Origin of the sequence: Mesorhizobium sp. ESP6-5 (genome assembly GCF_020164695.1) — a bacterium.
GTDB classification, from domain to species: domain Bacteria; phylum Pseudomonadota; class Alphaproteobacteria; order Rhizobiales; family Rhizobiaceae; genus Mesorhizobium; species Mesorhizobium australicum.
The window spans coordinates 175,888-200,013 of sequence record NZ_JAIUGR010000009.1 but is presented as its reverse complement, the minus strand read 5'-3'; the positions used below and the strand labels follow the sequence as shown (position 1 = coordinate 200,013).

The following is a 24,126-nucleotide window of genomic DNA, read 5'->3' as shown; positions in this document are numbered from 1 at the left end:
TGAAGAAAGGAGCGCAGCCATGTCCGCCACCAGGATCCTCTGGGGCCAGATCCTCATCGTCGTGCTGATCGTTCTCATCACGACTTGGGGGGCGACGCAGTATGTCGCGTGGCAGCTCGGATTTCAGCCGCAGCTCGGACCACCATGGTTCCGGATCGCAGGGATGCCGGTCTACTTGCCTCCAGCTTTCTTCGCGTGGTGGTTTTCCTACGACGCCTATGCACCGGAGATTTTCACCAGGGGCGCTTTCATCGCGGCATCAGGCGGCTTCATCTCAATCGCGGTCGCTATTTGCATGTCGGTCTGGCGAGCTCGTGAAGCCAAAAGTGCTGAAACCTATGGCTCGGCGCGCTGGGCCGAAAAAGGCGAGGTCGATGCGGCGGGACTGCTCGGTCCCGAAGGCGCCGTGCTCGGCAAGCTGGAGCGCGACTATCTTCGCCACGACGGGCCAGAGCATGTTCTGTGCTTCGCGCCGACTCGATCCGGCAAGGGTGTCGGCCTCGTCGTGCCTTCGCTTCTGACGTGGCCGGGTTCTGCGATTGTCCACGACATCAAGGGCGAAAACTGGCAGCTCACCGCCGGCTTCCGCGCCCGGCATGGCCGCGTCATGCTGTTCGATCCAACCAATGCGAAATCCTGCGCCTACAACCCACTGCTGGAGGTACGCCGCGGCGAGTGGGAGGTGCGCGATGTCCAAAACATTGCCGACATTCTGGTTGACCCCGAGGGCTCGCTTGAGAGACGCAACCACTGGGAGAAGACCAGTCACGCCCTCCTGGTCGGCGCCATCCTGCATGTCCTTTACGCCGAGGCCGACAAGACGCTTGCGGGCGTCGCGGCATTCCTGTCCGACCCGAAGCGGCCGATCGAGTCGACGCTCGCGGCGATGATGAAGACGTCACACCTGGGACCAAGTGGTCCACATCCCGTGATCGCCTCGGCGGCGCGGGAGCTTCTCAACAAGTCCGACAATGAGCGCTCCGGCGTGCTGTCGACCGCCATGTCGTTCCTTGGCCTTTACCGCGACCCCGTTATTGCCGAGATCACACGCTGCTGCGACTGGCGCATTGGCGACGTCGTCGGCGGCAGTCGTCCGGCGACGCTTTACCTCGTCGTGCCGCCATCGGACATCAGTCGAACCAAGCCGCTGATCCGCCTGATCCTCAACCAGATCGGCCGCCGGCTCACCGAGGACCTCAATGCGAAGGCGCACCGCCACCGGCTGCTGCTGATGCTGGATGAATTTCCGGCACTGGGAAGGCTGGATTTCTTCGAGAGCGCTTTGGCGTTCATGGCGGGATATGGCCTGAAGGCATTCCTGATTGCCCAGTCGCTGAACCAAATCGAGAAAGCCTACGGCCCGAACAACTCGATCCTCGACAACTGCCATGTGCGTGTCAGCTTCGCGACAAACGATGAGCGAACGGCTAGGCGGGTTTCGGACGCACTCGGCACCGCCACTGAGATGAGGGCGATGAAAAACTATGCAGGGCATCGCCTGTCGCCCTGGCTCGGCCACCTGATGGTGTCGCGATCCGAGACTGCGCGGCCGCTGCTCACACCCGGCGAGATCATGCAGCTCCCGCCTTCCGATGAGATCGTCATGGTGGCAGGCACGCCACCGATCCGGGCGAAGAAGGCGCGCTACTACGAGGATATCCGATTTCAGGAGCGGATATTGCCGCCGCCGCTTTTGGCAAAACCAGAGACTGCGCAGACGGACGACTGGAGTGTGCTGCCGCTCCCGGTCCGGCCGCAGACCGAGGCAACTGGTTTCGACAATGGGCGTGCCGGTGACGAGGACCCGACGCAATCGGAGCGCCGGCATCAGCCGGAGTTGAGCAAGGCCCAGACTGTCGAAACGAAGAAACCGATCGACAATGAGTTCGCGCTCGATGCAAGCGACGACGTGGAGGAGGATGCCGTGCGCAACAGCCGGCTGAAGCGCATGATGCAGGGCGTCGCCCGGCAGGTTTCGCTCGATCCCGATGACGGCATGGAGCTGTGATCGCAATGCTGAATAAGCCTCCCAAGAAACAGCGCCTGTCCGTCTATCTAGACCCGGAGGTCATGAAGGCGCTGGCCGCTTACGCGGCACGCCGCGACCAATCCCGGTCGCTGATCGCCGAAGCTGCAATCGCTTCCTTCCTGTCGCCGGATGCCGCCGAGCGGCAGGAGGCGGCAACCATCAAACGCCTCGACCAACTCGACCGCCGGATGACTCGCATCGAACGCGATCTCGGCATCTCGGTCGAAACGCTGGCGGTCTTCGTGCGCTTCTGGCTGACCACCAATCCACCGTTGCCGGAACCAGCGCAGGCGGCAGCGCGGGCCAAGGGCGCGGAACGCTACGGCGCCTTTGTCTCAGCTCTTGGACGGCGTCTCGCCAAAGGTCCGAAACTGAGACACGAGATATCTGAGGATATCGCGGAGGATGGCGTAAACTAGAGCCGTGAACTCATAAATGCGGAATGACCAAAATATCGTTGGAAAGCAGACGATGAGATTTCTATCCTCCGGGCATGAAGCATGACCGCCGTTGTGCAATCGCTCACAACTTCGCGACTTATGGCAATTAGTGGGTTGGGCTTTGTTGTCTGCTACTGCCCAACAGATTCAGGTGACTAGCACTAGCTTCCTAACCACAAATATCGATCTTGTTGCCTTTGGATTTCTTGGTAGCGTTATAGAGTACCTCCGCCAACTCACCGGTGATCGCCTTAGTGCGCTTCATCCCCTGACCCTTGTCGACGAACTCGCGCAAGAACTGAACGAAACCTACCTGCGCCTTCAGCGTGTCGAAGCCAGCTTCCTTGCTGGCGGCGAGGAAATCCTTCATGCGGCCCTGCTCGATAATGGTGCGGACATGCAGCGTCAGACCTTCCATTCTGATCGATCGTATGTAACGCCGGCTTTTCATCGCAGGTGTCCCAGCTTTTGTCGTCTTGGCCATTGATGCGCTCTCCCCTTGTCAATTGCCCAGGATGATTTCGTTGAGGACCCGATCGCGACGATCCTCCCGCTGATTTTGATCGTGGATGGCGAGCGCGCGTCTCGCCTCGGCGGCGCCGCTATCGAAATCCCGTCGCGCCTCTCCTCTCTCTGCGGCGCTGCGCGCGTTGGATACCGTTGCATTACCAACGTTAGGGAGTTGCATGATGATGGTGAGCGAATGGATATCGACCCGCTGACGCCCGCCTTTGAGCATAGCGTCGCTGAACTTCGTCGCGCCAAGCGGGGCGATCTTCAACACCGGATTGATCGCGCCCTTGAGCGTCGTTGTGAACTGGAGGTCGATGGTCTCAGTCGGCAACGGCGGCTTGTCGGCGGTGCCGGGCTTGAGCAGCTCGACTGTCTCGATCTCGCCAATGAGGTTGCCTGACTGGTTTTTGCTGACGAAGCCGTTGACGTAATAGTCCAGGCCGAGCTTGCCGACGATCGGATAGGCGAGCTGGTGGCGAGGCTCTGAATATTGGTGGTTTCTCAGGTTGTTGCAGACTCGGATGATCGGGACGTTTGTCAAAAACTGGTCTAGCCGGACGGCCGCCACCCATTGATCCGTACTTTGGCGCTTGCCCTCCACTGATCCGCTGACATCCGTCTTGACCGTACCGTGCGTAACTGCGCTCAGCAGGTCGAAGCTGCCGTCCAGATTATCTGTCTGGGTGATATCGAACTTGAACCTGTAAGCAATGAATGTCGGCGAGAAAGTTTTGATGAGATCTATCAGTTCGTTATCAGGCACCATCTTGCCGGTATTGGGCGCCTGCGGATCGGGTATCTTAACCCTCATATAGCCAGATTTAAGGAAATCGTACCAGACGTCTGACTCGTGCCTGGCCGGTATCTCTATTTTCTGATCGTCGCTAAGCGCGCTCCGATTCATTCCAGGCGGCACGTAGGCCGCCAATTTATTGCGGTCGAGAGAATCAACCGTTGCTTGGTTTACCGAGGTACCATCCTTATTCTGAATTCGGCCGATCGCCGACTGGATCCTGTCGACGAAGGCGTCGCGCATCTCGCACTGGATGGCGGCCGCGATAAGCGTCGGACTGACGTTGGTCGTGTCGTCGGTCCTAGGCACGCCGGCGCAAGACGACAGCAAGGCCGCAGATGAAACAGCACAACCGGCGCGCCAAAGCGCACGCGAGAATTTCATGAAGTTATCCCTCGAACAGCTGTCCCCACAGCTATTGGGAGCAATACAAGTCCTCCTAAGAAACTTTGTCAATAGAGCTCTAGAAGTCTAAAATACTCAATACTTGGCTCCCACGTCCGGGCGCTTTGAGGCAGTGGGCTGCCAGAAGATTTTCTTTGAAAAGCTGAGCGGCACGAAAAATGCCGACCGTCGCTAATAGAAACGTCTTTTGAACATGCTGGCACAGCTGCTTTCGCGTCAGCTCTGCGAACCACCGCTCGACCTGATTGATCCAGGACGCCGACGTTGGCGTGAAGTGAACATGCCAGTGTGGACGGCGCGCGAGCCAAGCCTTGATCCTCGGCGTCTTGTGGGTGGCATAGTCGTCCATCGCCAGATGCACGTCCGGGCCATTGGGCATTTCGGTGTCGATCCGCTTCAGGAAGTCGAGGAATTCGGACGCCTGCACCGCATTTCGCAAGTCGCTTCACGTCCATGCGCGATCTCCGGTTTTGCTTGTTGCAAGCCCCGTGTTCCTGCCCCTTCTAATCATCCCCGACCGCGGCAGCGAGGTAAACGGGGATCATCGTGGCAATCACTTATCAAGCCGGCAGGGAAGCGCTCTCGCGCGGCGCCCGCATGCTGCGGACGGCGCTCGGCCCAGCTATTGCCGGCTATCTCGAAGACCCCGCCATAGTCGAGGTGATGCTGAATCCCGACGGGCGCCTTTGGGTCGACCGGCTGAGAGAAGGGCTGTCCGCTACCGACGACATCCTGACCCCGGCTGATGGCGAGCGCATTGTGCGGCTGGTCGCACACCATGTCGGCGCGGAAGTTCATTCCGCGGCGCCTCGCGTTTCAGCCGAACTACCAGAGACGGGAGAGCGGTTTGAAGGATTACTTCCGCCAGTCGTGGCGGCACCGACCTTCGCCATCCGCAAGCCTGCCGTTGCCGTGTTCACGCTTCAGAATTACGTCGCGTCCGCCATCATGACCGGGAGCCAGGCCGACGTACTGCAACTTGCTGTTGCAAGGCGCAAGAACATCCTGGTTGCAGGCGGGACGTCTACCGGCAAGACCACTCTGGTCAACGCGCTGCTGGCCGAAATCGCGAAATCCTCGGACCGTATTGTCCTGATCGAAGATACCCGCGAGCTGCAATGTGCAGCGCCCAATCTGGTGGCGCTCCGCACGAAGGATGGCGTCGCATCGCTCTCCGACCTAGTGAAGTCGTCGCTGCGGCTTCGCCCCGATCGCATCCCGATCGGCGAAGTACGTGGCGCGGGAGCGCTCGATCTCTTGAAGGCGTGGGGCACTGGACATCCGGGTGGCATTGGCACGATCCACGCCAGCTCCGGACTTGGGGCACTGCGTCGGCTTGAACAGCTCGTGCAGGAAGCCGTCGTCACCGTTCCGCGTGCGCTGATCGCCGAGACGATCGACATCGTTGCCGTGCTTGCCGGCCGCGGTTCGGCCCGCCGTCTCGTCGAGATCGCGCTCGTTGACGGGCTTGATCCAACTACCGGCGATTACCGCATCCTCGAACCCAAGATCGAAGCCGACCCAAATCCGAATTCACAGTCCTCTGGAGCCCCAGAATGAATCCGATCTCGTTCATTTCATCGTCTATCCGTAGAATTGGTGCGGTCCGCCTGCCGGCCGCTGCTGCTGCTGCGGCCACGATGATCGTGCCCGCCCATGCGGCTGGTTCCTCCATGCCGTGGGAGCAGCCGCTTCAGCAGATCCTGGAATCGATCGAGGGACCGGTCGCCAAGATCGTGGCGGTGATCATCATCATCGTCACCGGTCTATCGCTCGCCTTCGGCGACACCTCGGGCGGTTTTCGCCGTCTGATCCAGATCGTGTTCGGACTGTCGATCGCCTTCGCCGCAAGTTCGTTTTTCCTGTCGTTCTTCTCGTTCGGCGGCGGAGCCCTGATCTGATGGAGGAGGATGTCCGCGGCTTCTTTGCGCCGGTCCACCGTGCACTCACCGAACCGATCCTGCTCGGCGGCGCGCCGCGTGCTGTCGCTATTGCCAACGGCACATTGGCGGGCGCGGTCGGGCTCGGCCTCAGGCTCTGGCTCGTCGGCGTTGCGATCTGGGCGGTCGGGCATTTCGCGGCCATGCTCGCGGCGAAGCGCGATGCGCAATTCGTCGACGTGGTTCGCCGGCACCTTCGCTATCCCGCGCATTTCGCCTGCTGAAAAGGCTTTTCCCATGATGAACCTCGCCGAGTACCGCAAGCGCTCGCAAACCCTCGCGGACTATTTGCCCTGGGCCGCATTGGTGGCACCTGGCGTCGTCCTCAACAAGGACGGCTCGTTCCAGCGAACCGCGAGCTTCCGCGGCCCCGATCTCGACAGTGCCACGCCGGCTGAATTGGTCGGCACGACAGCACGTCTTAATAATGCGCTGCGCCGCCTCGGGTCCGGCTGGGCCATCTTCGTCGAAGCTGCTCGGCTTGCTGCGCAACATTATCCGGAAGGTCTTTTCCCTGACAGTGCTTCGGCGTTGCTGGATCTCGAGCGTCGTGAACAGTTCGACGGCGAGACTGACCAGGGACCGGCCCAATGGGGCGATCGACAGACGCACGGTGAACTGTTCGAGAGCAGTTACTTCCTCACCTTCGTCTGGTTGCCCCCGGCCGAGGAAGCATCTCGCATGGAGAGCTGGCTCTATGAGGGTCGCGAAACGAGCGGCGTTGATCCGTGGGAACTCCTGAAGAGTTTTGTCGACCGCTCGGACCGTGTGCTGAACCTGATCGAAGGCTTCGTTCCGGAGGTCGACTGGCTCGACGACAGTCAGACGCTGACCTACCTGCACTCGACGGTCTCGACCAAGCGCCATCGCGTGCGTGTTCCCGAGACGCCGATGCATCTCGACGCGTTGCTGGTCGACCAGCCGCTGGCCGGCGGTCTCGAGCCGCGGCTCGGCGAATTCCATCTGCGCACGCTAACCGTCATTGGATTCCCGACCACGACCTTTCCGGGGGTCCTCGATGAACTCAACCGACTTGCCTTTCCCTACCGCTGGTCGACCCGCGCAATAATGCTCGACAAGGCCGACGCGACCCGCCTGCTGACCAAAATCCGCCGGCAGTGGTTCGCCAAACGAAAATCCGTCGCGGCGATTCTCAAGGAGGTGATGACCAATGAGGCGTCGGTCCTTGTCGACACGGATGCTGCCAACAAGGCCGCCGACGCCGATGCGGCATTGCAGGAACTCGGCTCCGACCAGATCGGCGAGGCATACGTCACCGCGACGGTTACGGTGTGGGATGTGGATCCACGAATTGGAGACGAAAAGCTGCGGCTGGTGGAAAAAATCATCCAGTCCCGCGATTTCACGGCAATCGTCGAGCGTGTCAACGCCGTCGAAGCATGGCTCGGCAGTGTCCCCGGCCACGTCTATGCCAATGTCCGGCAGGCACCACTGTCGACCCTGAATCTCGCGCACATGATGCCTCTCTCGGCGATCTGGGCAGGGCCCGCAATCGACGAGCATTTTCGTGCACCGCCTCTGTTCTTCGCCAGGACGGAAGGCACGACGCCGTTCCGGTTCAGCCTGCATGTCGGCGACGTCGGCCACACCCTTGTCGTCGGCCCCACCGGCGCTGGCAAGTCGGTTCTGCTGGCACTTATGGCGCTGCAGTTTCGCCGCTATCCAAACAATCAGATCTTCGCTTTTGATTTTGGTGGATCGATCCGCGCGGCCGTACTCGCCATGGGCGGCGATTGGCAGAATCTCGGCGGCAACCCGTCGAGCGGGCAGGGGTCGGACGATCCACTTGCGCTGCTCACATTGGCTGACCTGACCGATGACACCGGCGACGTTTCGCTGCAACCTCTGGCCGGGATCCATCATACGCCTGAACGGGCTTGGGCAGCCGATTGGCTCGTCGACATTCTCCAGCGCGAAGGCGTGCCGGTCACGCCGGAGGTGAGGGAATATCTATGGTCGGCATTGACGTCATTGGCCTCCGCGCCGGTACAGGAGCGGACGCTGACCGGCCTGTCGGTTCTGCTGCAATCATCGGCATTGAAGCAGGCGTTGCGACCCTACTGTATCGGCGGCCCCTACGGCCGGTTGCTCGACGCCGAATTCGAGCGTCTGGGGCAAGCATCCGTTCAGACATTCGAGACCGAGGGTCTGATCGGCACGGGTGCTGCTCCGGCTGTGCTTGCCTATCTCTTCCATCGCATCGAGCAGCGGATGGATGGACGGCCAACGCTGCTGATCATCGATGAGGGCTGGCTGGTGCTGGACGATGGCGGCTTTGCCGAACAGCTGCGCGAATGGCTGAAAACGCTTCGCAAGAAGAACGCTTCCGTCATCTTCGCCACGCAATCGCTTTCCGATATCGAGGGCAGCAAAATTGCGCCGGCCATTGTCGAGAGTTGCCCGACGCGGCTCTTCCTGCCGAACGAGCGCGCCATCGAGCCGCAGATCACCGATATCTATCGGCGCTTTGGATTGAACGACCGCCAGATCGAGATCGTCGCCCGGGCGACGCCGAAGCGCGATTATTACTGCCAGTCGCGGCGCGGCAACCGGCTGTTCGAACTCGGGCTCGGTCCGGTCGCGCTCGCCCTTTGCGCCGCATCGTCGAAGAGCGATCAGGCGGCGATCGAGCGGATCGTTGCGGAGAGCGGCCGCGAACATTTCCTTGAGGGCTGGCTTTCCGACCGTGGCCTCTCCTGGGCCGCTGATCTCGTTCCCCACCTCACCAACATCATCCACCAGTCCAAAGAGGAGGTTTCTTCATGAATTCCGTCCGCAACCGTCTCCACGTCCGGCATTTGGCTGCGGCCAGCCTTGTCGCTGTCGGCGTCGTCCTGTCGTGCGACCCTGCGTCTGCACTGATCGTCTTCGATCCCCGAAATTATGCGGAGAACGTGCTCTCGGCTGCCCGCGCGCTGGAGCAGATCCAGAACCAGATCACCTCGCTGCAGAACGAGGCGCAGATGCTGATCAACCAGGCAAAGAACCTCACCTCGCTGCCGACATCGCTGCTTGGCCAGATCGAAGGCAATTTCTCTGAGATGAAGAGCCTGCTCGGCGAGGCCGACAGGCTCGCCTATAGCGTCCAGGAGATCGAGAGCCAATTCAAGTCGTCCTACCAGAATTTCGGTTCGGATCTCTCCAGCCAACAGCTCGTCGATGGTGCGCGCGAACGCTGGCAAACCTCGGTGTCGTCCTTCGAGCATTCGTTGAAGGCTGGAGCTGTCGCCGTCGGCAACATCGAAGGAACCCGGGAACAGACGAGCACGGCCGTCGACGCCAGCCAGTCGGCGGTCGGGATCCTGCAGGCGACGCAAGCAGGCAATCAGCTTCTCGCCGTCCAGGCAAGGCAGGTCGCCGATCTTACCGCGATGATGGCCGCGCAAGGGCGGGCCGCGGCACTTGAGCAGGCGCGCAAAGCGGCGGCGCAGCAGCAAGCGCAAGAGCAGTTCAGCCGCTTCATGGCTGGCAGCAGCTACAGCCCGTCCTCGGTTCGCATGTTCCACGACTGAGGCTCCTCTCAAATGAATCTCAAGATCGCCGCCCGGATGATAGTCGTTCTTGGCCTTTGCGCTGCCATGGCCGCCACCCTCATGGCATTGCGCGGCAACGGCTTGCAGGAGGCGTCCTCCCCGCGCTCCGCACATCCGGGCGGCGAGCCGGCCACGCTCGAGTTGGCGCGATGCCGGGACATCGGTGTTGCCGCGGCTAGAGATCCTGCGTGCCACAGAGCGTGGGCAGAAAACCGCCGCCGCTTCTTCGGCACCGATGCGCCGCCCATGCCGATGCCGGAGCGGTTTGGTCCGTCGACAAATCGCCCGGTGTCGCCATGAACGACACCGGCGTCATCGATCGCTTTCTCGAAACTTTCACCCGCTACATCGATTCCGGCTTCGGCCTCCTTGGTGGCGAGGTCGCCTTCCTCACCTCCACCCTGATCGTCGTCGATATTACGATCGCCGGCCTGTTCTGGGCCTGGGGCGCCGACGAGGACGTGCTTTACCGGCTGGTCAGGAAGACGCTCTACATTGGCTTCTTCGCCTTTATCATAGGCAACTTCAATCGGCTCGCCGGCATCGTCTTCGAGAGCTTTTCGGGACTTGGCCTGAAGGCCGGAGGATCATCGCTTTCCGGTTCCGCACTGCTGCAGCCGGGCCGCGTCGCGCAGGTCGGGATCGATGCCGGCAATCCCATTCTTGAAGCCGCCAGCCAGTTGATGGGCTATGTCTCTTTCTTCGAGAATTTTGTCCAGATCGTCGTGCTGATGGTGGCCTGGGCCATCGTGCTGATCGCCTTCTTTATCCTGGCCGTGCAGATCTTCGTCACGCTGATCGAGTTCAAGCTGACGACGCTTGCCGGCTTCGTGCTGATCCCGTTCGCGCTGTTCAACAGGACGGCTTTCCTGGCAGAGAAAGTGCTCGGCAACATCGTTGCCTCGGGCGTGAAGATTCTTGTGCTTGCCGTCATCGTCGGGATCGGTTCGGGCCTCTTTGGCGAGTTCACCCATGGCTTCGCGGAACAACCCACGATCACCGACGCACTGTCGCTAGTGCTTGGCGCGTTGTCGCTGATGGGTCTTTCGATCTTCGGTCCCGGTATCGCGACGGGATTGGTCTCCGGCGCCCCGCAACTGGGCGCGGGTGCCGCCGTCGGCACCAGCCTTGCAGCAGGCGGCCTAGGTGCTGCGGGCTACATGGGAGCGCGCGCGGGGTTGAGTGGTGCTGCAAGTTTGATCGGGGCCGGAGGCCACATGTCGGCCGCCGCGGCGCGTGGCGGTGCGCATCTGGCGGGAAGTGCATCGGCCGCCTATGGGCTTGCCGCCGCAACGTCAGGACAGAGCGGCGCGGGCGCCGTTGCAGCCGGTCTCGGTGGTGTCGCGCGAGCCGGCGTCGGCTCTGCAGCCCAGCCTGTCAGGCAGGCCATGTCGCGTGCTGCGTCGGCGTTAAGCACCAGTCATCAATCGGGTCGCTCCTCCGCATGGACCGCGACCGGCGGAGAATCAACCGGCAGCATGGGCGAAGCCGCAAACGATTCCTCTTTTGCAAGCCCGTCCTCCGCGGCCACTCCCAGCTCGTCCGCCCGGACGCCCCCGGCATGGGCCGCTCGGATCAAGCGCGGCCAGGCCATGAGCCATGGCGCCAGCACGGCCGCGCATTCCGTGCGTTCCAGCGATCATGGCGGTGGCTCGATGAATGTTTCTCTCCATCAGGATGATCAGCGATGAACCCCTTCAGACGACCTTCAGTTCGTTATGGCAACACGCCGCAGCCCGAGACGCCGTATCAGCGTGCAGCACAGGCCTGGGACGAGCGCATAGGCTCGGCCCGGGTGCAGGCAAAGAACTGGCGGCTGATGGCCTTCGGTTCGCTCGTGCTCGCCGGTGGCTTCGCCGCGGCACTGGTCTGGCAGTCGGCGCGCGGCTCCGTCGTTCCTTGGGTCGTCCAAGTCGACAAATTTGGCGAGGCGCAGGTGGTCGCCTCGGCCATGGCCGACTTCAAACCGACCGATCCGCAAATCGCATGGCATCTCGCCCGCTTCATCGAACAGGTGAGGAGCATTGCGGACGATCCTGTCATCGTGCGCCAGAACTGGTTGCGCGCCTACGACTACACGACCGATCGCGGTGCCGTGTCTCTCAACGACTACGCCCGGTTGAATGATCCCTTCGCAAAGGTTGGCAAGATTCAGGTGGCGATCGACGTCTCGAGCGTCATCCGTGCCTCGCCTGACTGGTTTCGGGTCGCCTGGACCGAGCGCCGCTACGAGAACGGCAGTATGGCCAGCACAGAACGTTGGACCGCCATCCTTACCATCGTGATCCAGCAACCCCGCGATGCCGAGCGGCTGAAAGCCAATCCGCTCGGTGTCTACGTCAACGCCATAAACTGGTCGAAGGAGCTTTCATGATGCGTGTGGCACCGACACGGAAATCGGCTAGACTAACCGCCCGCAGCACGAGGATGACGCACATGCTTGCCGCGGCGTTGTTATCCGCCACGGCGCTTGCCGGTTGCGCCTCGAAAAAATACATTCCGCCCGAGATCGCCTACGACGATGCCGCGCCTGCCGTCCGCAAAGCCGATCCGCCCGGTCCGGTGAAGGTGGTGGAGGTCCCAAAACCGCTGCCGCTTCCCGGCCAGTTGAAGCCAGTCGGGATCAGTAAGGCGAAGCCTGAGCCGGCCGATCCCAAACAGCGGATCAGCCAGGCCAATGAGGCCGCGCGCATGCAGCCCGTCCGCGGCGGCTTCATTAACGCAATCCAGCTCTATCCCTGGAGCGAGGGTGCGCTCTACCAGATCTATGCCGCGCCCGGCCAGGTAACCGATATAGCTTTGCAGCCGGGTGAGCAGCTTGTCGGCTCCGGACCAGTCGCCGCCGGCGACACGGTGCGCTGGATCATCGGCGATACGCAAAGTGGGGCAGGGGAACTGCTTCAGGTTCACATTCTCGTAAAGCCGACCCGCCCCGATCTCCAGACCAACCTTGTCATCAACAGCGACCGTCGTACCTATCATCTCGAGCTGCGCTCGACCGAGAAAACCTACATGGCCTCGGTCTCCTGGCAATATCCGCAGGACCAGTTGATCGCGCTTCGGCGCCAGAACGCGCAGGCCTCTGCCGCACAGCCGGTCGCCTCCGGTGTCGACATCCAGAAACTCAATTTTCGCTATCGCATCGAGGGTGATGCCGCACCCTGGAGGCCGCTTCGCGCTTTCGACGATGGCGCAAAGGTCTACATCGAATTCCCGTCCGGTATCGGCCAGGGCGAAATGCCGCCGCTGTTTGTCATCGGCCCGTCAGGGGGCTCGGAACTGGTCAACTACCGTGCCCGCCAGAATTACTACGTCGTCGACCGGCTGTTTGCCGCGGCCGAACTGAGGCTGGGCGACAAGACGAGCGAGAAACGCGTCCGCATCGTGCGCACGGATGGAAGAAAGCCACAGCGCAGCGTAGGGCTGTTTCGATGAGCGACACCGCGATTTCATCTAACCCGGATGCCCGGGCGGAACTGCGGCTGCGGCCGGAACCGGCCAGGGTGACGCGCCTGTCGCGCAAGGTCCTCATCGGCCTCGGCGGCGTCGCCAGCGTTGCCACCCTCGGAACGCTCATCTGGGCGCTAGACACCAGACGTGTCCACGAGCAAGCATCCGAACTTTTCAACACGGAAAACCGTGCGACCGCTGACGGGCTCCAGACACTGCCGAAGGACTATGCTGGTGTTCCCAAGCTGGGGCCGGCGTTGCCTGGCGATCTCGGCCGGCCGATCCTGCGCGCGCAAGAGCGCGGAGAGCCGGTGCCGGACATCGGCGCACCGCGTGCGGATCCAGAAGAACAACGCCGCCGGGCTGAGATCGAAGCCGCCCGCGTGGCAAAATTGTTCACCGACGCCAACGCCTCGGCAAATCCCGCCAGACGTGGCGTCGGTCCCGCAGACGCCGTCGTCGACACCATGTCCGGCATGGCCCTGGAACCACCGGCGCTCGGTCCAGGCACCGATCAAAATATGCAGGACCGCAAAACTGCATTCATCAACGCAGCACCGGACCGTCGTACGGTAAGCTCCGACCATCTCATGAAAAAAGCCTCGCCTTACGTCGTTCAGGCGGGCACGGTGATCCCAGCGGCCCTGATCACCGGTATCCGCTCCGACCTGCCTGGTCAAACCACTGCTCAGGTCACCGAGAATGTCTATGACAGCCCAACCGGGACGTACCTGCTGATACCGCAAGGTTCGAGGCTGATTGGGCAGTATGACAGCCAGGTTGCTTTCGGCCAGTCACGCGTGATGTTGGTCTGGACTCGGCTCATCCTGCCCGATGGCAGCTCCATTGTTATGGAGCGCCAGCAGGGAGCGGACCCGTCTGGGTTTGCCGGCCTTGAGGACGATGTAGACCATCACTGGGGCCAGATGTTTCGGGCCGCAGCACTCTCGACCCTCCTCGGTATTGGGACGTCGCTTGGCTCAAGCGACAATGAAAGCGACGTCGCCAAGGCCATTCGTGAAAGCGCTCAGGATTCCGCAACGAACATCGGTCAGCAGATCGTGCGCCATCAGCTTAACGTCCAGCCGACGCTAACTGTGCGACCTGGTTTTCCAGTTCGTGTCCTCGTCAATCGTGACCTTGTGCTGGGGCCGTACGGTGCCGAGAAGGGGCCTGCATGACCAAGCTGAAGCTCTCCGGCATTGTCGATGACCGGCCAGTCAAAGTGACCGTCGAACTGCCGGCGTCCGTTCACCGGGATCTTGTCGCCTATGCAGAGGTGCTTGGCCGCCAAACGGGGCAGGCCGTTGCCGACCCGGCCAAACTCATCGCGCCTATGCTTGCACGGTTTATGCTAACGGACAGGGCATTCAGTCGAGCCCGGCGCGACAGCAAGTCAGCGTGACTGTTCAGGGCCACGCTTTGCCTTCACCAAGCGGAGCTCGACGTCCGGGCGCTCCCGAATAAAGTCGACAACCACGTCCAGGAACTCCGTCACCTGCATCAGGGCGTCGGGTCCGGACGTCAGGTTTCCGACAGCTTGTGCCTTTCTGTTTGGCTGCGCTATTGCGAGCGTGTCGTCGAGGTCTGAAAGGACACGACTGAGATTGCGCAGGAGTTTCGCCCCGAGCCTGGTTGGACGAACACCTGTCGAATGGCGTTCGAAAAGCGTTACCCCAAGCGAGTCCTCAAGGTCACGGATGCGTCGACTGAGCGCGGAATGGTGCATTCTTATTCGTCGAGAGGCGCCGAGGAAGCTGCCTTCCTCGGCGACAATAAGGGCACAGTCGAGCGAAACGAGTTGGATCCGCCGGCGCGGTGCGCTTGTGTGACTTAGTGACAAATCACGGCTCTATGGCTGAGCAAGGAGGAGTGGTACTTCCTATTCGGCAGGAGCAGTGAGCCGCATTGTGCGACCGCCATCGCCTATACCGAGAGCGCACTCGCCTTGCGGGTCTCATGCAATCGTCTTAGCGTCCGCTCATCAAACCGCGCGGTCACTGCAACCGTCTCTTCGCCCCCGATAAATTGAGGGACCCCGAGCGGCGTTACCCTGAAATGCAATTGCACGAGCCGCAGCAGCCAGAGCGGATTCATCTCAATGATGATTGTGTCGACCCCGCTGCGAAGGCCCCACTCGACGATGCCGCACAGAAGTGCGTTAGCGACCGGGCTGAGCATTCTGCCGCGCTCGCGATGCCCGGCCGCGACGCAGTAGCGCGTCCATTCCCAGATGTGAGGTCCAGCAGGCGGCTCGCCATCGCAGAGGTTCCGCAGAACTTCGGTGAGAAGGTGTGGCCTTGTCGATGGGAGCATCCGCTGATAGCCGATAACCCGGCCATCCGCGATGAAAAGCATGTGGACAGCGTGCTCGTCGTCAAAGCGGTCCCTTTCGCGACCGTCTTCGCGCGCAAGTTCGATCCAGTTCTTTTCTTGAACGAAAACCTGGTGGCGGAGCTGGAAAGCTTGATCCAATTCCGCGCCATAGAGATCGGCATTCTGATTTGTCACGATATGCAGCATTAGGGTTGTCCTCCGTTTTGAGTCCAACCCCAAGGTGCTCTTTACAAAAACAGCGACGTATCACGCGATCCCGTGAGCTGCTCAACTGATCAGGCCGAGGCGCAAGGCTTCCGCCACCGCGTGAATAGTGCTCGAAACGCTCAGCCGCTCCCGGACAGAACGCAGATGGCTGTCTGCCGTGTTGCTGCTGATGTTCAGGCGTTGAGCGATCTCATCGACAGTCAGGCCTTCCGACGCCCACCGAAGAACGTCCCGCTGCCTGGGCGAAAGGTGGACAGACTTACGACACAGTTCTCCACCGACGAGGGCTGAGGCGCAACCAAATGCGTAGGCCATAACGAACTGGAGAGCCAACCTGTCACAAGGGTCGGAATCCAGTTTCTCCCCGGCAATCGAAAACCCAACTGGATTTCGTTCGAGGGTCGAGAAAGCTATCGTAAGTCCCTGATCCAGGCCGAACTCCTTAGCCTCATCCATGATGCGGCGGCCAGACGGGCAGACCTTGCACAGGTCCCCAACCTCGCTCCAGTGAAACGGCGCGCTGGCCTGTCTGACAAGCTGGATCGTCGGGTCCCGGGCAAGATAGCCGTTCGAGAAATAGCGCGCGGTCCACTCCTCGGGCCAGGCCGCCAACACCACATGCGCGAGCTGTTCACGTCCAGACACGAAGGGCGGTGGAATGACGCCGGCAAGCAGGTTCGTGGCGCCAAACCGTCCAACGTAGCCCAACAACAAACTGCAGATGCCCTTGGGACTGCTGCATTTGCGTATCTCGTCGATTGTTACGCAGGTTTCGCTCAGTCTTCGGCGCCAGCTGCCAGAAGCTATTTCCGACCTTGATGAACTGGCTTTTCTGGTCACTGCTTTTCACACGGGCTATAAACGGGCTCAGCAGTCCAGGATGGTTCCGGCGCAGGGCAGATCGACAGTCCCTGGCGCGAGGTCAGCCATCTGCAGTCGGGGCTGGTACATCCGCTTGCCCGTCCCGGACGCCCTTGGCCTGGGCCTCAAGACCAAGGATGAGGGTTTCGATCAGGAAGTTGTAGCCGTCCGCAAGGGGTGCGATATCGCCACTCTTCCAGCGCATCACAAACGATCGGTTGTACATTTGCGGCAGGTGTCGCTTGACCAGCGGAAAGCGCGTTTCGTCGAGCGCATCGAGACCCGCGTTGAAGGCCCCGACCCATTCCGAGTCCTCCGTGGCGCCATCGGCGGCCAGTTCCATCGTGATGTAGCCTTCAAGCGCACCGACCACAGAGTTGAAGGCGTTGATCAGTGTTTGATCTTGGAACCCGGCCTGCGTCAACGCCTTGAGGATGATTTCAACCCAAGGAGCGTTGGGGGCGCCGTTTGAGCGAATATGCGGACCGAGCAGCGGCGCGGCGCGGGGATGCTCGTGGACGCGCGCACGAAAGCGCTGAAACAGAAGCCGGATCGTATCGCGCCAGTCACTTGGAAGGTCGGTCGGCGTCATCAGGGTGGCAATCAGCGCACCCGAGATTTCGGCGAGCAAATCCGACTTGGCGCCGCCGATATGCCAGTAGAGGGCGGCCGGATAGACGTTGATGCGACGGGCGAGGGCACGAACCGAAAAACCCGCTATGCCTTCATCGTCGATCAGCGCGATTGCTGCCTCGATCACGCGCTCCCGGGTCAGGCCGATGGCTGCCGCACGCCCCACGGAGCGCTTCTCCGACACAGCCTTTTTCGTCAATGCACCCACCGTTTTCCCCTAGGCAAGCGCCAGGGTGCGAGCAAGCTCCTGCGCAAATCTCTCATTGTCCTCTGCTTTTCCGACACTGACCCTGAGGTGGTCGGTGTAGCCCGGCTCCATCCATGGTTTGACGATTATGCCCTTTTGGAGCAAGGCGCCAGCCACGCGCGCAGCATCCGTTTCCAGATCGAGGAACAGGAAGTTCGCCTGGGAGGGAACAACCCGAACGCCAAGACCTCGTAGACGCTCGGCAAGACTGGCGCGGCCGCGGCGCATCTCTGCAGTGGTCTCTTGCATCCAGTCGCTATCCTGGAGCGCGGCAGCGGCAGCAATCTGCGCCGCGGCGTTGACGTTGAAGGGCGTCAGACACGCGCGCATGGCCCGGGCGATGCAACGATCCGATGAGACCCCGTAACCCACGCGCAGACCCGCAAGGCCGTACGCCTTCGAGAATGTGCGCAGCACTACCCAGGACACCCCCTGGCGCTCAATCAGAAACTTCAGACCGTCGGGGTAACCAGGGCCGACCATTTCGAAGTAAGCTTCGTCCAGGACGAACAACGTCCCGGGCGGGACCGCGTCAACCAGGCGGGCGAGTTCCCGCCGCGCAAGCGCCGCTCCGACCGGATTGGAGGGCGAGGAGATGAAAACGATTTTTGGGCCCAGTGCCAATTTCTGCGCCAATGCGTCGACGTCATAGTCAAACTCTTTGGTCATTGGCACCTTGACCAGCTGAGCGCCCGCCGCCATCGGCTCGATCTCGTGCAAGCCAAAGCAGGGCGAAATGGTCAGAACAGTGTCCCCTTTTCGCAGATAAGCCCGGCAAAGTGCCGAAATCAGATCCTCCGATCCATTGCCGCACACGATCCGGTCGGGGACGATTCCGAGCTTCTCCGAAAGCGCTTGCCGCAGTGCGCCGCACGCCGGGTCGCTGTAGCGGGATGGCACCAAGGACCCGAGTGCCTCGCTGACCCGCGGTGACGCACCATAGGGATTTTCGTTGCTGGCCAGTGCAGCGATGACATTCCGCCCACTGATCCGCCTCGCGGCAGCAACGGTGATTCCAGCATTGTATGTCGGCAGTGCCGCCACTTCCTCACGCGGCGCGAGGGCGTTCTCGGGATCTGTCTGCATTGTCCTACCTTTCTTGATCTCGGCCAAATCTCGGGAACCGGCCGTCGCGATGCTGCGCCCACGGCGAGCAAAAAAGCACCATTGACACCGGAAAAGTATATACATAATGTTTTTATTGTCCACCGAACAATAAACCACACAGCGGCGGACGAGGGTTCTCCAGGCCGTTTGTCGGCTCAGGATCACCTGGAGTGAGGAGCTCCGGCAAAAAAGGGAACAGTTCACATGATGATGGAAAAGATTGCCTCTCGTCCCCGGCACTGGCTCACAAGTACGGCCCTGTCAGTGCTGCTCATCAGTGCCGCGCCGGCGTTTGCAGTTACGCCCGCCGACACGCTGGTCGAAGGCTTCGCCATCGACGACATAATCACCATGGACCCGGCGGAAGCGTTCGAGCTGTCGACCGGCGAGGTGAGCGCAAACATCTACGACCTTCTGGTGCGGTTCGACCGTACCGACACCTCGAAGGTCAAAGGGGATCTTGCCGCGAGCTGGAGCATCTCGCAGGACGGTCTAACCTACACATTCAAATTGACGCCCGGCCTGAAATTCGCCTCGGGGCACCCACTCACAGCTCATGACGTCGCTTGGTCTTTTGAGCGCCTCATCAAGCTCGACAAGAGCCCTGCCTTTATCATTGGCCAGCTGGGCTTGACCGGCGACAATGTGACCGAGAAGGCGAAAGCCCTGGACGATACCACCTTCCAGTTCACCGTCGATAAAGCCTACGCACCGAGCTTCGTGCTGAACTGCCTGTCGACGACCGAGGCTGCGGTGGTGGACAGGGAATTGGTGGTGGAGCACGCCAAGACTGTGACACCTTCCGATGACTACAAATACGACAATGACTTCGGCAATGACTGGCTGAAGATGCATACGGCCGGATCGGGACCGTTCAAGCTACGCGAATGGCGCGCAAACGAAGCCGTCGTCCTGGATCGCAACGACAACTATAATGGCGAAAAGGGCAAGCTTGCCCGCGTCATCTATCGCCACATGAGGGAAAGTTCCGCCCAGCGCCTCGCGTTGGAGGCAGGCGACATCGACGTGGCTCGTAACCTCGAGCCGAACGACCTTCAGGCCGTTGAAAAGAACCCGGCCATCAAAGTTACCAGCGCCGGCAAGAACACGATTTATTACATCAGTCTCAATCAGAAGAACGAGAACCTGGCCAAGCCCGAGGTTCGCCAAGCCCTCAAATATCTCATTGACTACGATGCCATTGGGGCAACCCTGATCAAGGGCATAGGGCAGATCCACCAGACCTTCCTGCCCAAGGGAATGATGGGCGAGCTCGATGAGAGCCCTTTCAAGCTGGACGTCGCCAAGGCCAAGGAACTTCTCGAAAGGGCAGGGCTGACAGACGGCTTCAGTGTGACCATGGATGTCCGCAACAGCCAGCCGGTGACGGGCATCGCCGAATCCATTCAGCAGACCGCGGCCGAGGCCGGCATCAAGATCGAGATCATTCCTGGCGACGACAAACAAACGGTGACCAAGTACCGCGCCCGCAACCACGACATCTATATCGGCGAGTGGGGCGGGGACTATTTCGATCCCAACTCCAACGCACAGACATTCGCGTCCAATTCCGACAATTCGGACGAGGGCAAAAACAAGACACTCGCCTGGCGCAATGCATGGGCGGTTCCGGAGCTCTCCAAGGAGACGGAAGCCGCTCTGCTTGAGAAGGACACTGCCAGGCGCGCGCAAATGTACCGGCATCTCCAGCAGGAGGTTCTCGACGCCGGTCCTTTCGCCATCATTTACCAAAAGACCGAAGTGGCGGGACTGCGCGACAGCGTCAAAGGCTTCGAACTCGGGCCAAGCTTCGACACCAATTTCTTGAGCACCATCACAAAGGAATAGCCGGTGGAACCGTCGAGCTTAACCGCTGCTGGAATGCCGGCCGCGAGGAGCCGCGGTGCAGAACGTGCCATTGCGCTTCTAGCATCCGTCGCCTCGTTTCTCGCCATCGCGGCGATCACCTATCTTGGCCTCCTCGCTGTGACGTTTTTTATTGGCAGGGTCATACCCATTGATCCTGTGCTGGCCGTGCTTGGCGATCGGGCACCAGCCAGTGTCGTCGAGCGTACCCGGCGCGAGATGGGTCTCGACCTGCCGTTGCTGGAACAGTTCTACATCTACATCAAGGGAATCCTGAGTGGTGATTTCGGCAGATCGGTGCTGACCACAAACCCGGTGATGGTCGACATCCGCCGCGTCTTCCCGGCTACCGTCGAACTGGCAACGGTGGGTACCCTGATCGGTTCGTTCATCGGCGTGCCGCTCGGCGTCTTGGCGGCTGTCCGGCGTGGCAGCCTTTTCGATCAGATCGTTCGCGCCATAGCTTTGGTCGGCTATTCAGTCCCCATCTTCTGGCTGGCGCTTCTTTGCCTGCTGCTGTTTTACGCCAAACTGCACTGGGTGGCATTCCCCGGCCGCATCGACATCACATACGAGTACAGCTTCGAGCCGCTTACCGGCTTTTACCTGATCGATGCGGCTTGGCAGGGACAGTGGGATGTCTTCCGGGACGTCTTTCGCCACCTCATCCTTCCGGCAGCGCTGCTCGGTTACTTTTCGATGGCCTACATCAGCGCCATGACGCGCTCTTTCATGCTGAACGAGCTGTCCCGAGAATATGTGGTCGCGGCGCGGGCGAAGGGCCTCTCCGAAACACGCATCATATGGAGGCACGCACTGCGCAACGCCGCGGTGCCGATGGTGACCGTCATCGCGCTTTCCTACGCCGGACTGCTTGAGGGCTCGGTGCTGACGGAGACTGTGTTCTCGTGGCCAGGTATCGGCCTCTACATCACCAACTCGCTGCAGAATGCGGACATGAACGCAGTGCTTGGCGGCACGGTCATCATCGGCTCGGTGTTCATCGCGATCAACTTGTTTGCGGACCTGCTCTATCGGGTCCTCGATCCAAGGACGAAACCGCAGTGACCTGGCTGTCTGCTTTGGCGCTAGGCAGCTGCCCCGCGCCGGACTGTGAGAGGCTCCTTAACGCCATTCCTTGGAACGATCCCCCATGAGCTCGTTAGAACAAACAACTCTGTCATATCGCCACTGGCTGCTTTCGGAGCACCCTTCGTCACGCTCGCAGGCCCGCCTCGGTCGCGCCTATACGATGTGGCGACGTCTGGTTGCAAACAGGCTGGCAATGGTCGGGGCCTTCATTGTCGTGGCCCTCCTGTTCACCGCCGTCTTCTCCTACCAGCTCGCGCCCTACTCGCCGCTCGTCGGTGACTTGAAAAACGCCCGGCTGCTGACGCCGAACGCCGAGCATTGGTTTGGCACCGACGATCTGGGTCGCGACATATTTTCCCGCATCATCCATGGTTCGCGGCTGACGCTTTTCGTGGTTGTGCTGGTCGCCATTATTGCAGCACCGATAGGCCTCGTGGTTGGCACGACGGCCGGTTATGCCGGCGGCTGGGTAGATGCAGTGCTGATGCGTATTACTGATATCTTCCTTGCGTTCCCAAAACTGATCCTGGCGCTGGCCCTCGTCGCCGCTCTTGGCCCCGGCATCGAGAACGCCGTGCTGGCCATCGCTATCACCTCCTGGCCGCCTTATGCGCGCATTGCGCGCGCCGAGACGCTGACCGTGCGCAACTCAGACTACATTAAAGCCGTGCAACTCATGGGCGCCTCGCCCCTGCGCATCGTGCTTCGACATATCATGCCGCTGTGCACCTCATCGCTGATCGTCCGGGTGACACTCGACATGGCCGGCATCATCCTGACTGCGGCCGGCCTGGGCTTCGTTGGCTTGGGTGCGCAACCGCCGCTGCCGGAATGGGGCGCGATGATTGCCTCTGGCCGCCGTTTCATCCTCGACCAGTGGTGGGTCGCGGCCGCGCCAGGCGTTGCCATCCTGATTGTCAGCCTCGGCTTCAACCTTCTCGGTGAGGGGCTTCGCGATGCACTCGATCCGCAGGGCAACGACCAATGAACATGAGGCCCGCCAACATGAGTGCAGCGAGCGGTGATCTGCTCCAAGTAAAAGATCTGCGCGTCACCTTTCCGACCCGCACCGGCATGATCGAGGCGGTACGCGGCGTCTCCTTTTCGCTCGGCCGCGAGCGGCTGGGTATCGTCGGCGAGAGCGGCTCGGGAAAATCGCAGACTGGCCGCGCCCTCATGGGGCTGACGCCGCCCCAGGCGCAGGTGTCCGCCACAAAACTTACCTTCGACGGGCTCGATCTGCTCACACTGCCGCCGCGCAAACGGCGGAGCTTGCGAGGAAAGCGCCTGGCCATGATCCCGCAGGACCCAAAATATTCGCTCGATCCGGTGATGAGCATCGGCCGCCAGATCATGGAGACGCTGCGCACCCACGAAAAGGTGGGCAAGGCCGAGGCGCGCGAGCGCGCGCTGGCCATGCTCGAGGCGGTGCAGATCCGCGATTCCAAACGCGTCTTCGACCTGCATCCGCACGAAGTGTCGGGCGGCATGGGCCAGCGCGCCATGATCGCCATGATGCTGATCGCCGGACCGGAAATGATGATCGCCGACGAGCCGACCTCGGCGCTCGACGTCACCGTGCAGCTCGACGTGCTCGGCATCCTCGACAGGCTGGTCGCGGAGCGCGGCATGGCCCTGATCTTCATTTCGCACGATCTGCGCCTGGTTTCCTCCTTCTGCGACCGCGTCATCGTCATGTATGCCGGCAAGGTCGTCGAGCAGCTCAAGGCGTCGGAATTGAGCCAGGCCCAGCATCCCTACACGCGGGGGCTGCTCAACTGCATGCCAAAAATCGGCGCCGACCGTCACCCGCTGCCGGTGCTCGACCGCAAGCCGGAGTGGGCGCAATGACCGCAGCCATCGCCATTTCCGGCCTGGAGGTCACCTTCAAGAGGTTTCGTGCGTTAAAAGGCGTGAGCCTTGTCGTGCAGCCCGGCGGATCATTCGGCCTTGTCGGCGAATCTGGGTCTGGCAAGTCGACGCTGCTGAGGGCTATCGCTGGGCTGGCGCCGATCACATCCGGAACTGCGCTGGTCCAAGGCCGGCCGCTTGGCCACCACCGCGACATTGCATTTTATCGGCAGGTGCAGATGGTCTTCCAGGATCCTTACGGCTCGCTGCACCCGCGCCAGACCGTCGACCGCCTGCTGCAGGAGCCGCTCGCAATCCATGGCATCGGCGATGGCGAGAAGCGGATCCGGCGAGCGCTAGACGAAGTCGGACTGGGCTCTGGCTTTCGTTTCCGCTACGCGCATCAGCTGTCCGGCGGCCAACGCCAGCGCTTGGCAATAGCGCGCGCCCTTATCCTCGAACCATCAATCCTGCTGCTCGACGAGCCGACCTCGGCACTCGACGCCTCCGTGCAGGCCGAAGTGCTGAATCTCCTGCAAGACGTGCGGCAGCAGCGCAAGCTCACTTTCCTGATGGTCAGCCATGATCTCGGTGTGATCCACCACATGTGTGAACGGCTGATGGTGATGCAGAACGGCGAGAGCGTCGAAGAAGTCGCAGCTGAAGACCTCGTGGCCGGCCAGGTGCGCCAGGAATACACGCTCAATCTGCTTCGGGCCAGCAAAGGTTTCGAGCGCAGCCCGAAAGGCCTTTTGGACTGAGGCGCTCCGAGCCGAAATAGATCAATTCCATAACCAATTA

Annotated in this window: 25 protein-coding genes and 1 pseudogene; 18 read left to right on the top strand and 8 right to left on the bottom strand. The window is 61.2% G+C overall.

The window, feature by feature from the left end; genetic code table 11:
• Window positions 1-19 precede the first annotated feature (19 nt).
• The gene (locus LB524_RS17005; RefSeq protein ID WP_224528472.1) at window positions 20-2,008 is read left to right on the top strand and encodes a conjugal transfer protein TraG; all 1,989 of its coding nucleotides are present in this window, start codon (window positions 20-22) and stop codon (window positions 2,006-2,008) included.
• A gap of 8 nt (window positions 2,009-2,016) precedes the next feature.
• Window positions 2,017-2,448 (top strand): CopG family ribbon-helix-helix protein, encoded by a 432-nt coding sequence (locus LB524_RS17000; RefSeq protein ID WP_224528690.1) that lies wholly within the window; start codon window positions 2,017-2,019, stop codon window positions 2,446-2,448.
• A 190-nt stretch (window positions 2,449-2,638) separates the two neighbouring features.
• On the opposite strand, the gene LB524_RS16995 is transcribed toward LB524_RS17000, so the two are convergent.
• The 3 genes and pseudogenes from LB524_RS16995 to LB524_RS16985 all read right to left on the bottom strand — a co-directional run.
• Window positions 2,639-2,953, bottom strand: a complete 315-nt coding sequence (locus LB524_RS16995; protein ID WP_224528469.1) for a hypothetical protein — start codon at window positions 2,951-2,953, stop codon at window positions 2,639-2,641.
• An 18-nt stretch (window positions 2,954-2,971) separates the two neighbouring features.
• Window positions 2,972-4,159 (bottom strand): hypothetical protein, encoded by a 1,188-nt coding sequence (locus LB524_RS16990; protein ID WP_224528466.1) that lies wholly within the window; start codon window positions 4,157-4,159, stop codon window positions 2,972-2,974.
• Between the two features lie 223 nt (window positions 4,160-4,382).
• A pseudogene (locus tag LB524_RS16985) lies at window positions 4,383-4,604 on the bottom strand (transposase); the annotation flags it as partial.
• Window positions 4,605-4,777: 173 nt separating this feature from the next.
• Between LB524_RS16985 and trbB the strand changes: the two are divergent.
• From trbB to LB524_RS16930, 11 genes are all read left to right on the top strand, one after another.
• The gene (trbB, locus tag LB524_RS16980; protein WP_224528463.1) at window positions 4,778-5,740 is read left to right on the top strand and encodes a P-type conjugative transfer ATPase TrbB; all 963 of its coding nucleotides are present in this window, start codon (window positions 4,778-4,780) and stop codon (window positions 5,738-5,740) included.
• Between the two features lie 80 nt (window positions 5,741-5,820).
• Window positions 5,821-6,081, top strand: a complete 261-nt coding sequence (locus tag LB524_RS16975; protein WP_245262400.1) for a TrbC/VirB2 family protein — start codon at window positions 5,821-5,823, stop codon at window positions 6,079-6,081.
• Window positions 6,081-6,344, top strand: coding sequence for a VirB3 family type IV secretion system protein (locus tag LB524_RS16970; protein ID WP_224528459.1), 264 nt, complete (start codon window positions 6,081-6,083; stop codon window positions 6,342-6,344). Before LB524_RS16975 ends, LB524_RS16970 begins: the two co-directional genes overlap by 1 nt.
• Window positions 6,345-6,357: 13 nt before the next feature.
• Entirely contained in the window at window positions 6,358-8,907 is a 2,550-nt protein-coding gene (gene trbE / locus LB524_RS16965; protein ID WP_224528688.1) for a conjugal transfer protein TrbE, read from the top strand.
• On the top strand, window positions 8,904-9,653 hold the full coding sequence (gene trbJ, locus LB524_RS16960; protein ID WP_140787374.1) for a P-type conjugative transfer protein TrbJ: 750 nt from the start codon (window positions 8,904-8,906) through the stop codon (window positions 9,651-9,653). Before trbE ends, trbJ begins: the two co-directional genes overlap by 4 nt.
• A 12-nt stretch (window positions 9,654-9,665) precedes the next feature.
• Window positions 9,666-9,974: a putative entry exclusion protein TrbK-alt gene (gene trbK-alt / locus LB524_RS16955; RefSeq protein WP_140787376.1), complete on the top strand. Its 309-nt coding sequence runs from the start codon at window positions 9,666-9,668 to the stop codon at window positions 9,972-9,974.
• Window positions 9,971-11,365, top strand: a complete 1,395-nt coding sequence (gene trbL, locus LB524_RS16950) for a P-type conjugative transfer protein TrbL (RefSeq protein WP_224528445.1) — start codon at window positions 9,971-9,973, stop codon at window positions 11,363-11,365. The genes trbK-alt and trbL overlap by 4 nt, the downstream gene beginning before the upstream one ends.
• A complete protein-coding gene (gene trbF, locus LB524_RS16945; RefSeq protein WP_224528439.1) occupies window positions 11,362-12,048 on the top strand; it encodes a conjugal transfer protein TrbF in 687 nt (228 codons plus the stop codon). Before trbL ends, trbF begins: the two co-directional genes overlap by 4 nt.
• Before the next feature lie 53 nt (window positions 12,049-12,101).
• Window positions 12,102-13,109 carry a P-type conjugative transfer protein TrbG gene (gene trbG / locus LB524_RS16940; protein WP_411909917.1) on the top strand — a complete coding sequence of 336 codons (1,008 nt, stop codon included), beginning with the start codon at window positions 12,102-12,104 and terminating at the stop codon, window positions 13,107-13,109.
• Window positions 13,106-14,305 carry a TrbI/VirB10 family protein gene (locus LB524_RS16935; protein ID WP_140787383.1) on the top strand — a complete coding sequence of 400 codons (1,200 nt, stop codon included), beginning with the start codon at window positions 13,106-13,108 and terminating at the stop codon, window positions 14,303-14,305. The genes trbG and LB524_RS16935 overlap by 4 nt, the downstream gene beginning before the upstream one ends.
• A complete protein-coding gene (locus LB524_RS16930; protein WP_140787385.1) occupies window positions 14,302-14,529 on the top strand; it encodes a DUF2274 domain-containing protein in 228 nt (75 codons plus the stop codon). Before LB524_RS16935 ends, LB524_RS16930 begins: the two co-directional genes overlap by 4 nt.
• On the opposite strand, the gene LB524_RS29095 is transcribed toward LB524_RS16930, so the two are convergent.
• From LB524_RS29095 to hisC, 5 genes are all read right to left on the bottom strand, one after another.
• Window positions 14,521-14,967, bottom strand: coding sequence for a LysR family transcriptional regulator (locus LB524_RS29095; protein ID WP_140787387.1), 447 nt, complete (start codon window positions 14,965-14,967; stop codon window positions 14,521-14,523). The two genes, LB524_RS16930 and LB524_RS29095, sit on opposite strands and share 9 nt — an antisense overlap.
• An 83-nt stretch (window positions 14,968-15,050) precedes the next feature.
• Window positions 15,051-15,647, bottom strand: a complete 597-nt coding sequence (locus LB524_RS16920) for an acyl-homoserine-lactone synthase (protein ID WP_140787389.1) — start codon at window positions 15,645-15,647, stop codon at window positions 15,051-15,053.
• Between the two features lie 81 nt (window positions 15,648-15,728).
• A complete protein-coding gene (locus LB524_RS16915; protein WP_140787391.1) occupies window positions 15,729-16,508 on the bottom strand; it encodes a helix-turn-helix transcriptional regulator in 780 nt (259 codons plus the stop codon).
• 82 nt (window positions 16,509-16,590) lie between these two features.
• Window positions 16,591-17,370: a TetR/AcrR family transcriptional regulator gene (locus LB524_RS16910; protein WP_140787393.1), complete on the bottom strand. Its 780-nt coding sequence runs from the start codon at window positions 17,368-17,370 to the stop codon at window positions 16,591-16,593.
• Between the two features lie 9 nt (window positions 17,371-17,379).
• Window positions 17,380-18,495, bottom strand: a complete 1,116-nt coding sequence (gene hisC / locus LB524_RS16905) for a histidinol-phosphate transaminase (protein WP_140787395.1) — start codon at window positions 18,493-18,495, stop codon at window positions 17,380-17,382.
• Between the two features lie 225 nt (window positions 18,496-18,720).
• Between hisC and LB524_RS16900 the strand changes: the two genes are divergently transcribed.
• The 5 genes from LB524_RS16900 to LB524_RS16880 all read left to right on the top strand — a co-directional run bounded on the left by LB524_RS16900 (window position 18,721) and on the right by LB524_RS16880 (window position 24,086).
• Window positions 18,721-20,364 (top strand): ABC transporter substrate-binding protein, encoded by a 1,644-nt coding sequence (locus LB524_RS16900; RefSeq protein ID WP_140787397.1) that lies wholly within the window; start codon window positions 18,721-18,723, stop codon window positions 20,362-20,364.
• Between the two features lie 33 nt (window positions 20,365-20,397).
• Window positions 20,398-21,450 (top strand): ABC transporter permease, encoded by a 1,053-nt coding sequence (locus LB524_RS16895; protein WP_224528436.1) that lies wholly within the window; start codon window positions 20,398-20,400, stop codon window positions 21,448-21,450.
• 85 nt (window positions 21,451-21,535) lie between these two features.
• On the top strand, window positions 21,536-22,462 hold the full coding sequence (gene nikC, locus LB524_RS16890; RefSeq protein ID WP_224528686.1) for a nickel transporter permease: 927 nt from the start codon (window positions 21,536-21,538) through the stop codon (window positions 22,460-22,462).
• 2 nt (window positions 22,463-22,464) lie between these two features.
• On the top strand, window positions 22,465-23,325 hold the full coding sequence (locus tag LB524_RS16885) for an ABC transporter ATP-binding protein (protein WP_411909920.1): 861 nt from the start codon (window positions 22,465-22,467) through the stop codon (window positions 23,323-23,325).
• Window positions 23,322-24,086 carry an ABC transporter ATP-binding protein gene (locus LB524_RS16880; RefSeq protein ID WP_140787401.1) on the top strand — a complete coding sequence of 255 codons (765 nt, stop codon included), beginning with the start codon at window positions 23,322-23,324 and terminating at the stop codon, window positions 24,084-24,086. Before LB524_RS16885 ends, LB524_RS16880 begins: the two co-directional genes overlap by 4 nt.
• The last annotated feature ends 40 nt before the right edge of the window (window positions 24,087-24,126 follow it).

Coding starts and splice junctions, on each gene's coding strand:
- trbK-alt (WP_140787376.1), top strand. CDS start 9,666: ATGAATCTCAAGATCGCCGCCCGGATGATAGTCGTTCTTGGCCTTTGC.
- trbJ (WP_140787374.1), top strand. CDS start 8,904: ATGAATTCCGTCCGCAACCGTCTCCACGTCCGGCATTTGGCTGCGGCC.
- LB524_RS16895 (WP_224528436.1), top strand. CDS start 20,398: ATGCCGGCCGCGAGGAGCCGCGGTGCAGAACGTGCCATTGCGCTTCTA.
- LB524_RS17005 (WP_224528472.1), top strand. CDS start 20: ATGTCCGCCACCAGGATCCTCTGGGGCCAGATCCTCATCGTCGTGCTG.
- LB524_RS16885 (WP_411909920.1), top strand. CDS start 22,465: ATGAGGCCCGCCAACATGAGTGCAGCGAGCGGTGATCTGCTCCAAGTA.
- trbE (WP_224528688.1), top strand. CDS start 6,358: ATGATGAACCTCGCCGAGTACCGCAAGCGCTCGCAAACCCTCGCGGAC.
- nikC (WP_224528686.1), top strand. CDS start 21,536: ATGAGCTCGTTAGAACAAACAACTCTGTCATATCGCCACTGGCTGCTT.
- hisC (WP_140787395.1), bottom strand. CDS start 18,495: ATGCAGACAGATCCCGAGAACGCCCTCGCGCCGCGTGAGGAAGTGGCG.
- trbG (WP_411909917.1), top strand. CDS start 12,102: ATGACGCACATGCTTGCCGCGGCGTTGTTATCCGCCACGGCGCTTGCC.
- LB524_RS16900 (WP_140787397.1), top strand. CDS start 18,721: ATGATGATGGAAAAGATTGCCTCTCGTCCCCGGCACTGGCTCACAAGT.
- LB524_RS16920 (WP_140787389.1), bottom strand. CDS start 15,647: ATGCTGCATATCGTGACAAATCAGAATGCCGATCTCTATGGCGCGGAA.
- trbF (WP_224528439.1), top strand. CDS start 11,362: ATGAACCCCTTCAGACGACCTTCAGTTCGTTATGGCAACACGCCGCAG.
- LB524_RS16930 (WP_140787385.1), top strand. CDS start 14,302: ATGACCAAGCTGAAGCTCTCCGGCATTGTCGATGACCGGCCAGTCAAA.
- LB524_RS16880 (WP_140787401.1), top strand. CDS start 23,322: ATGACCGCAGCCATCGCCATTTCCGGCCTGGAGGTCACCTTCAAGAGG.
- LB524_RS16995 (WP_224528469.1), bottom strand. CDS start 2,953: ATGGCCAAGACGACAAAAGCTGGGACACCTGCGATGAAAAGCCGGCGT.
- trbB (WP_224528463.1), top strand. CDS start 4,778: ATGCTGCGGACGGCGCTCGGCCCAGCTATTGCCGGCTATCTCGAAGAC.
- LB524_RS16975 (WP_245262400.1), top strand. CDS start 5,821: ATGATCGTGCCCGCCCATGCGGCTGGTTCCTCCATGCCGTGGGAGCAG.
- LB524_RS16990 (WP_224528466.1), bottom strand. CDS start 4,159: ATGAAATTCTCGCGTGCGCTTTGGCGCGCCGGTTGTGCTGTTTCATCT.
- LB524_RS16970 (WP_224528459.1), top strand. CDS start 6,081: ATGGAGGAGGATGTCCGCGGCTTCTTTGCGCCGGTCCACCGTGCACTC.
- LB524_RS16935 (WP_140787383.1), top strand. CDS start 13,106: ATGAGCGACACCGCGATTTCATCTAACCCGGATGCCCGGGCGGAACTG.
- trbL (WP_224528445.1), top strand. CDS start 9,971: ATGAACGACACCGGCGTCATCGATCGCTTTCTCGAAACTTTCACCCGC.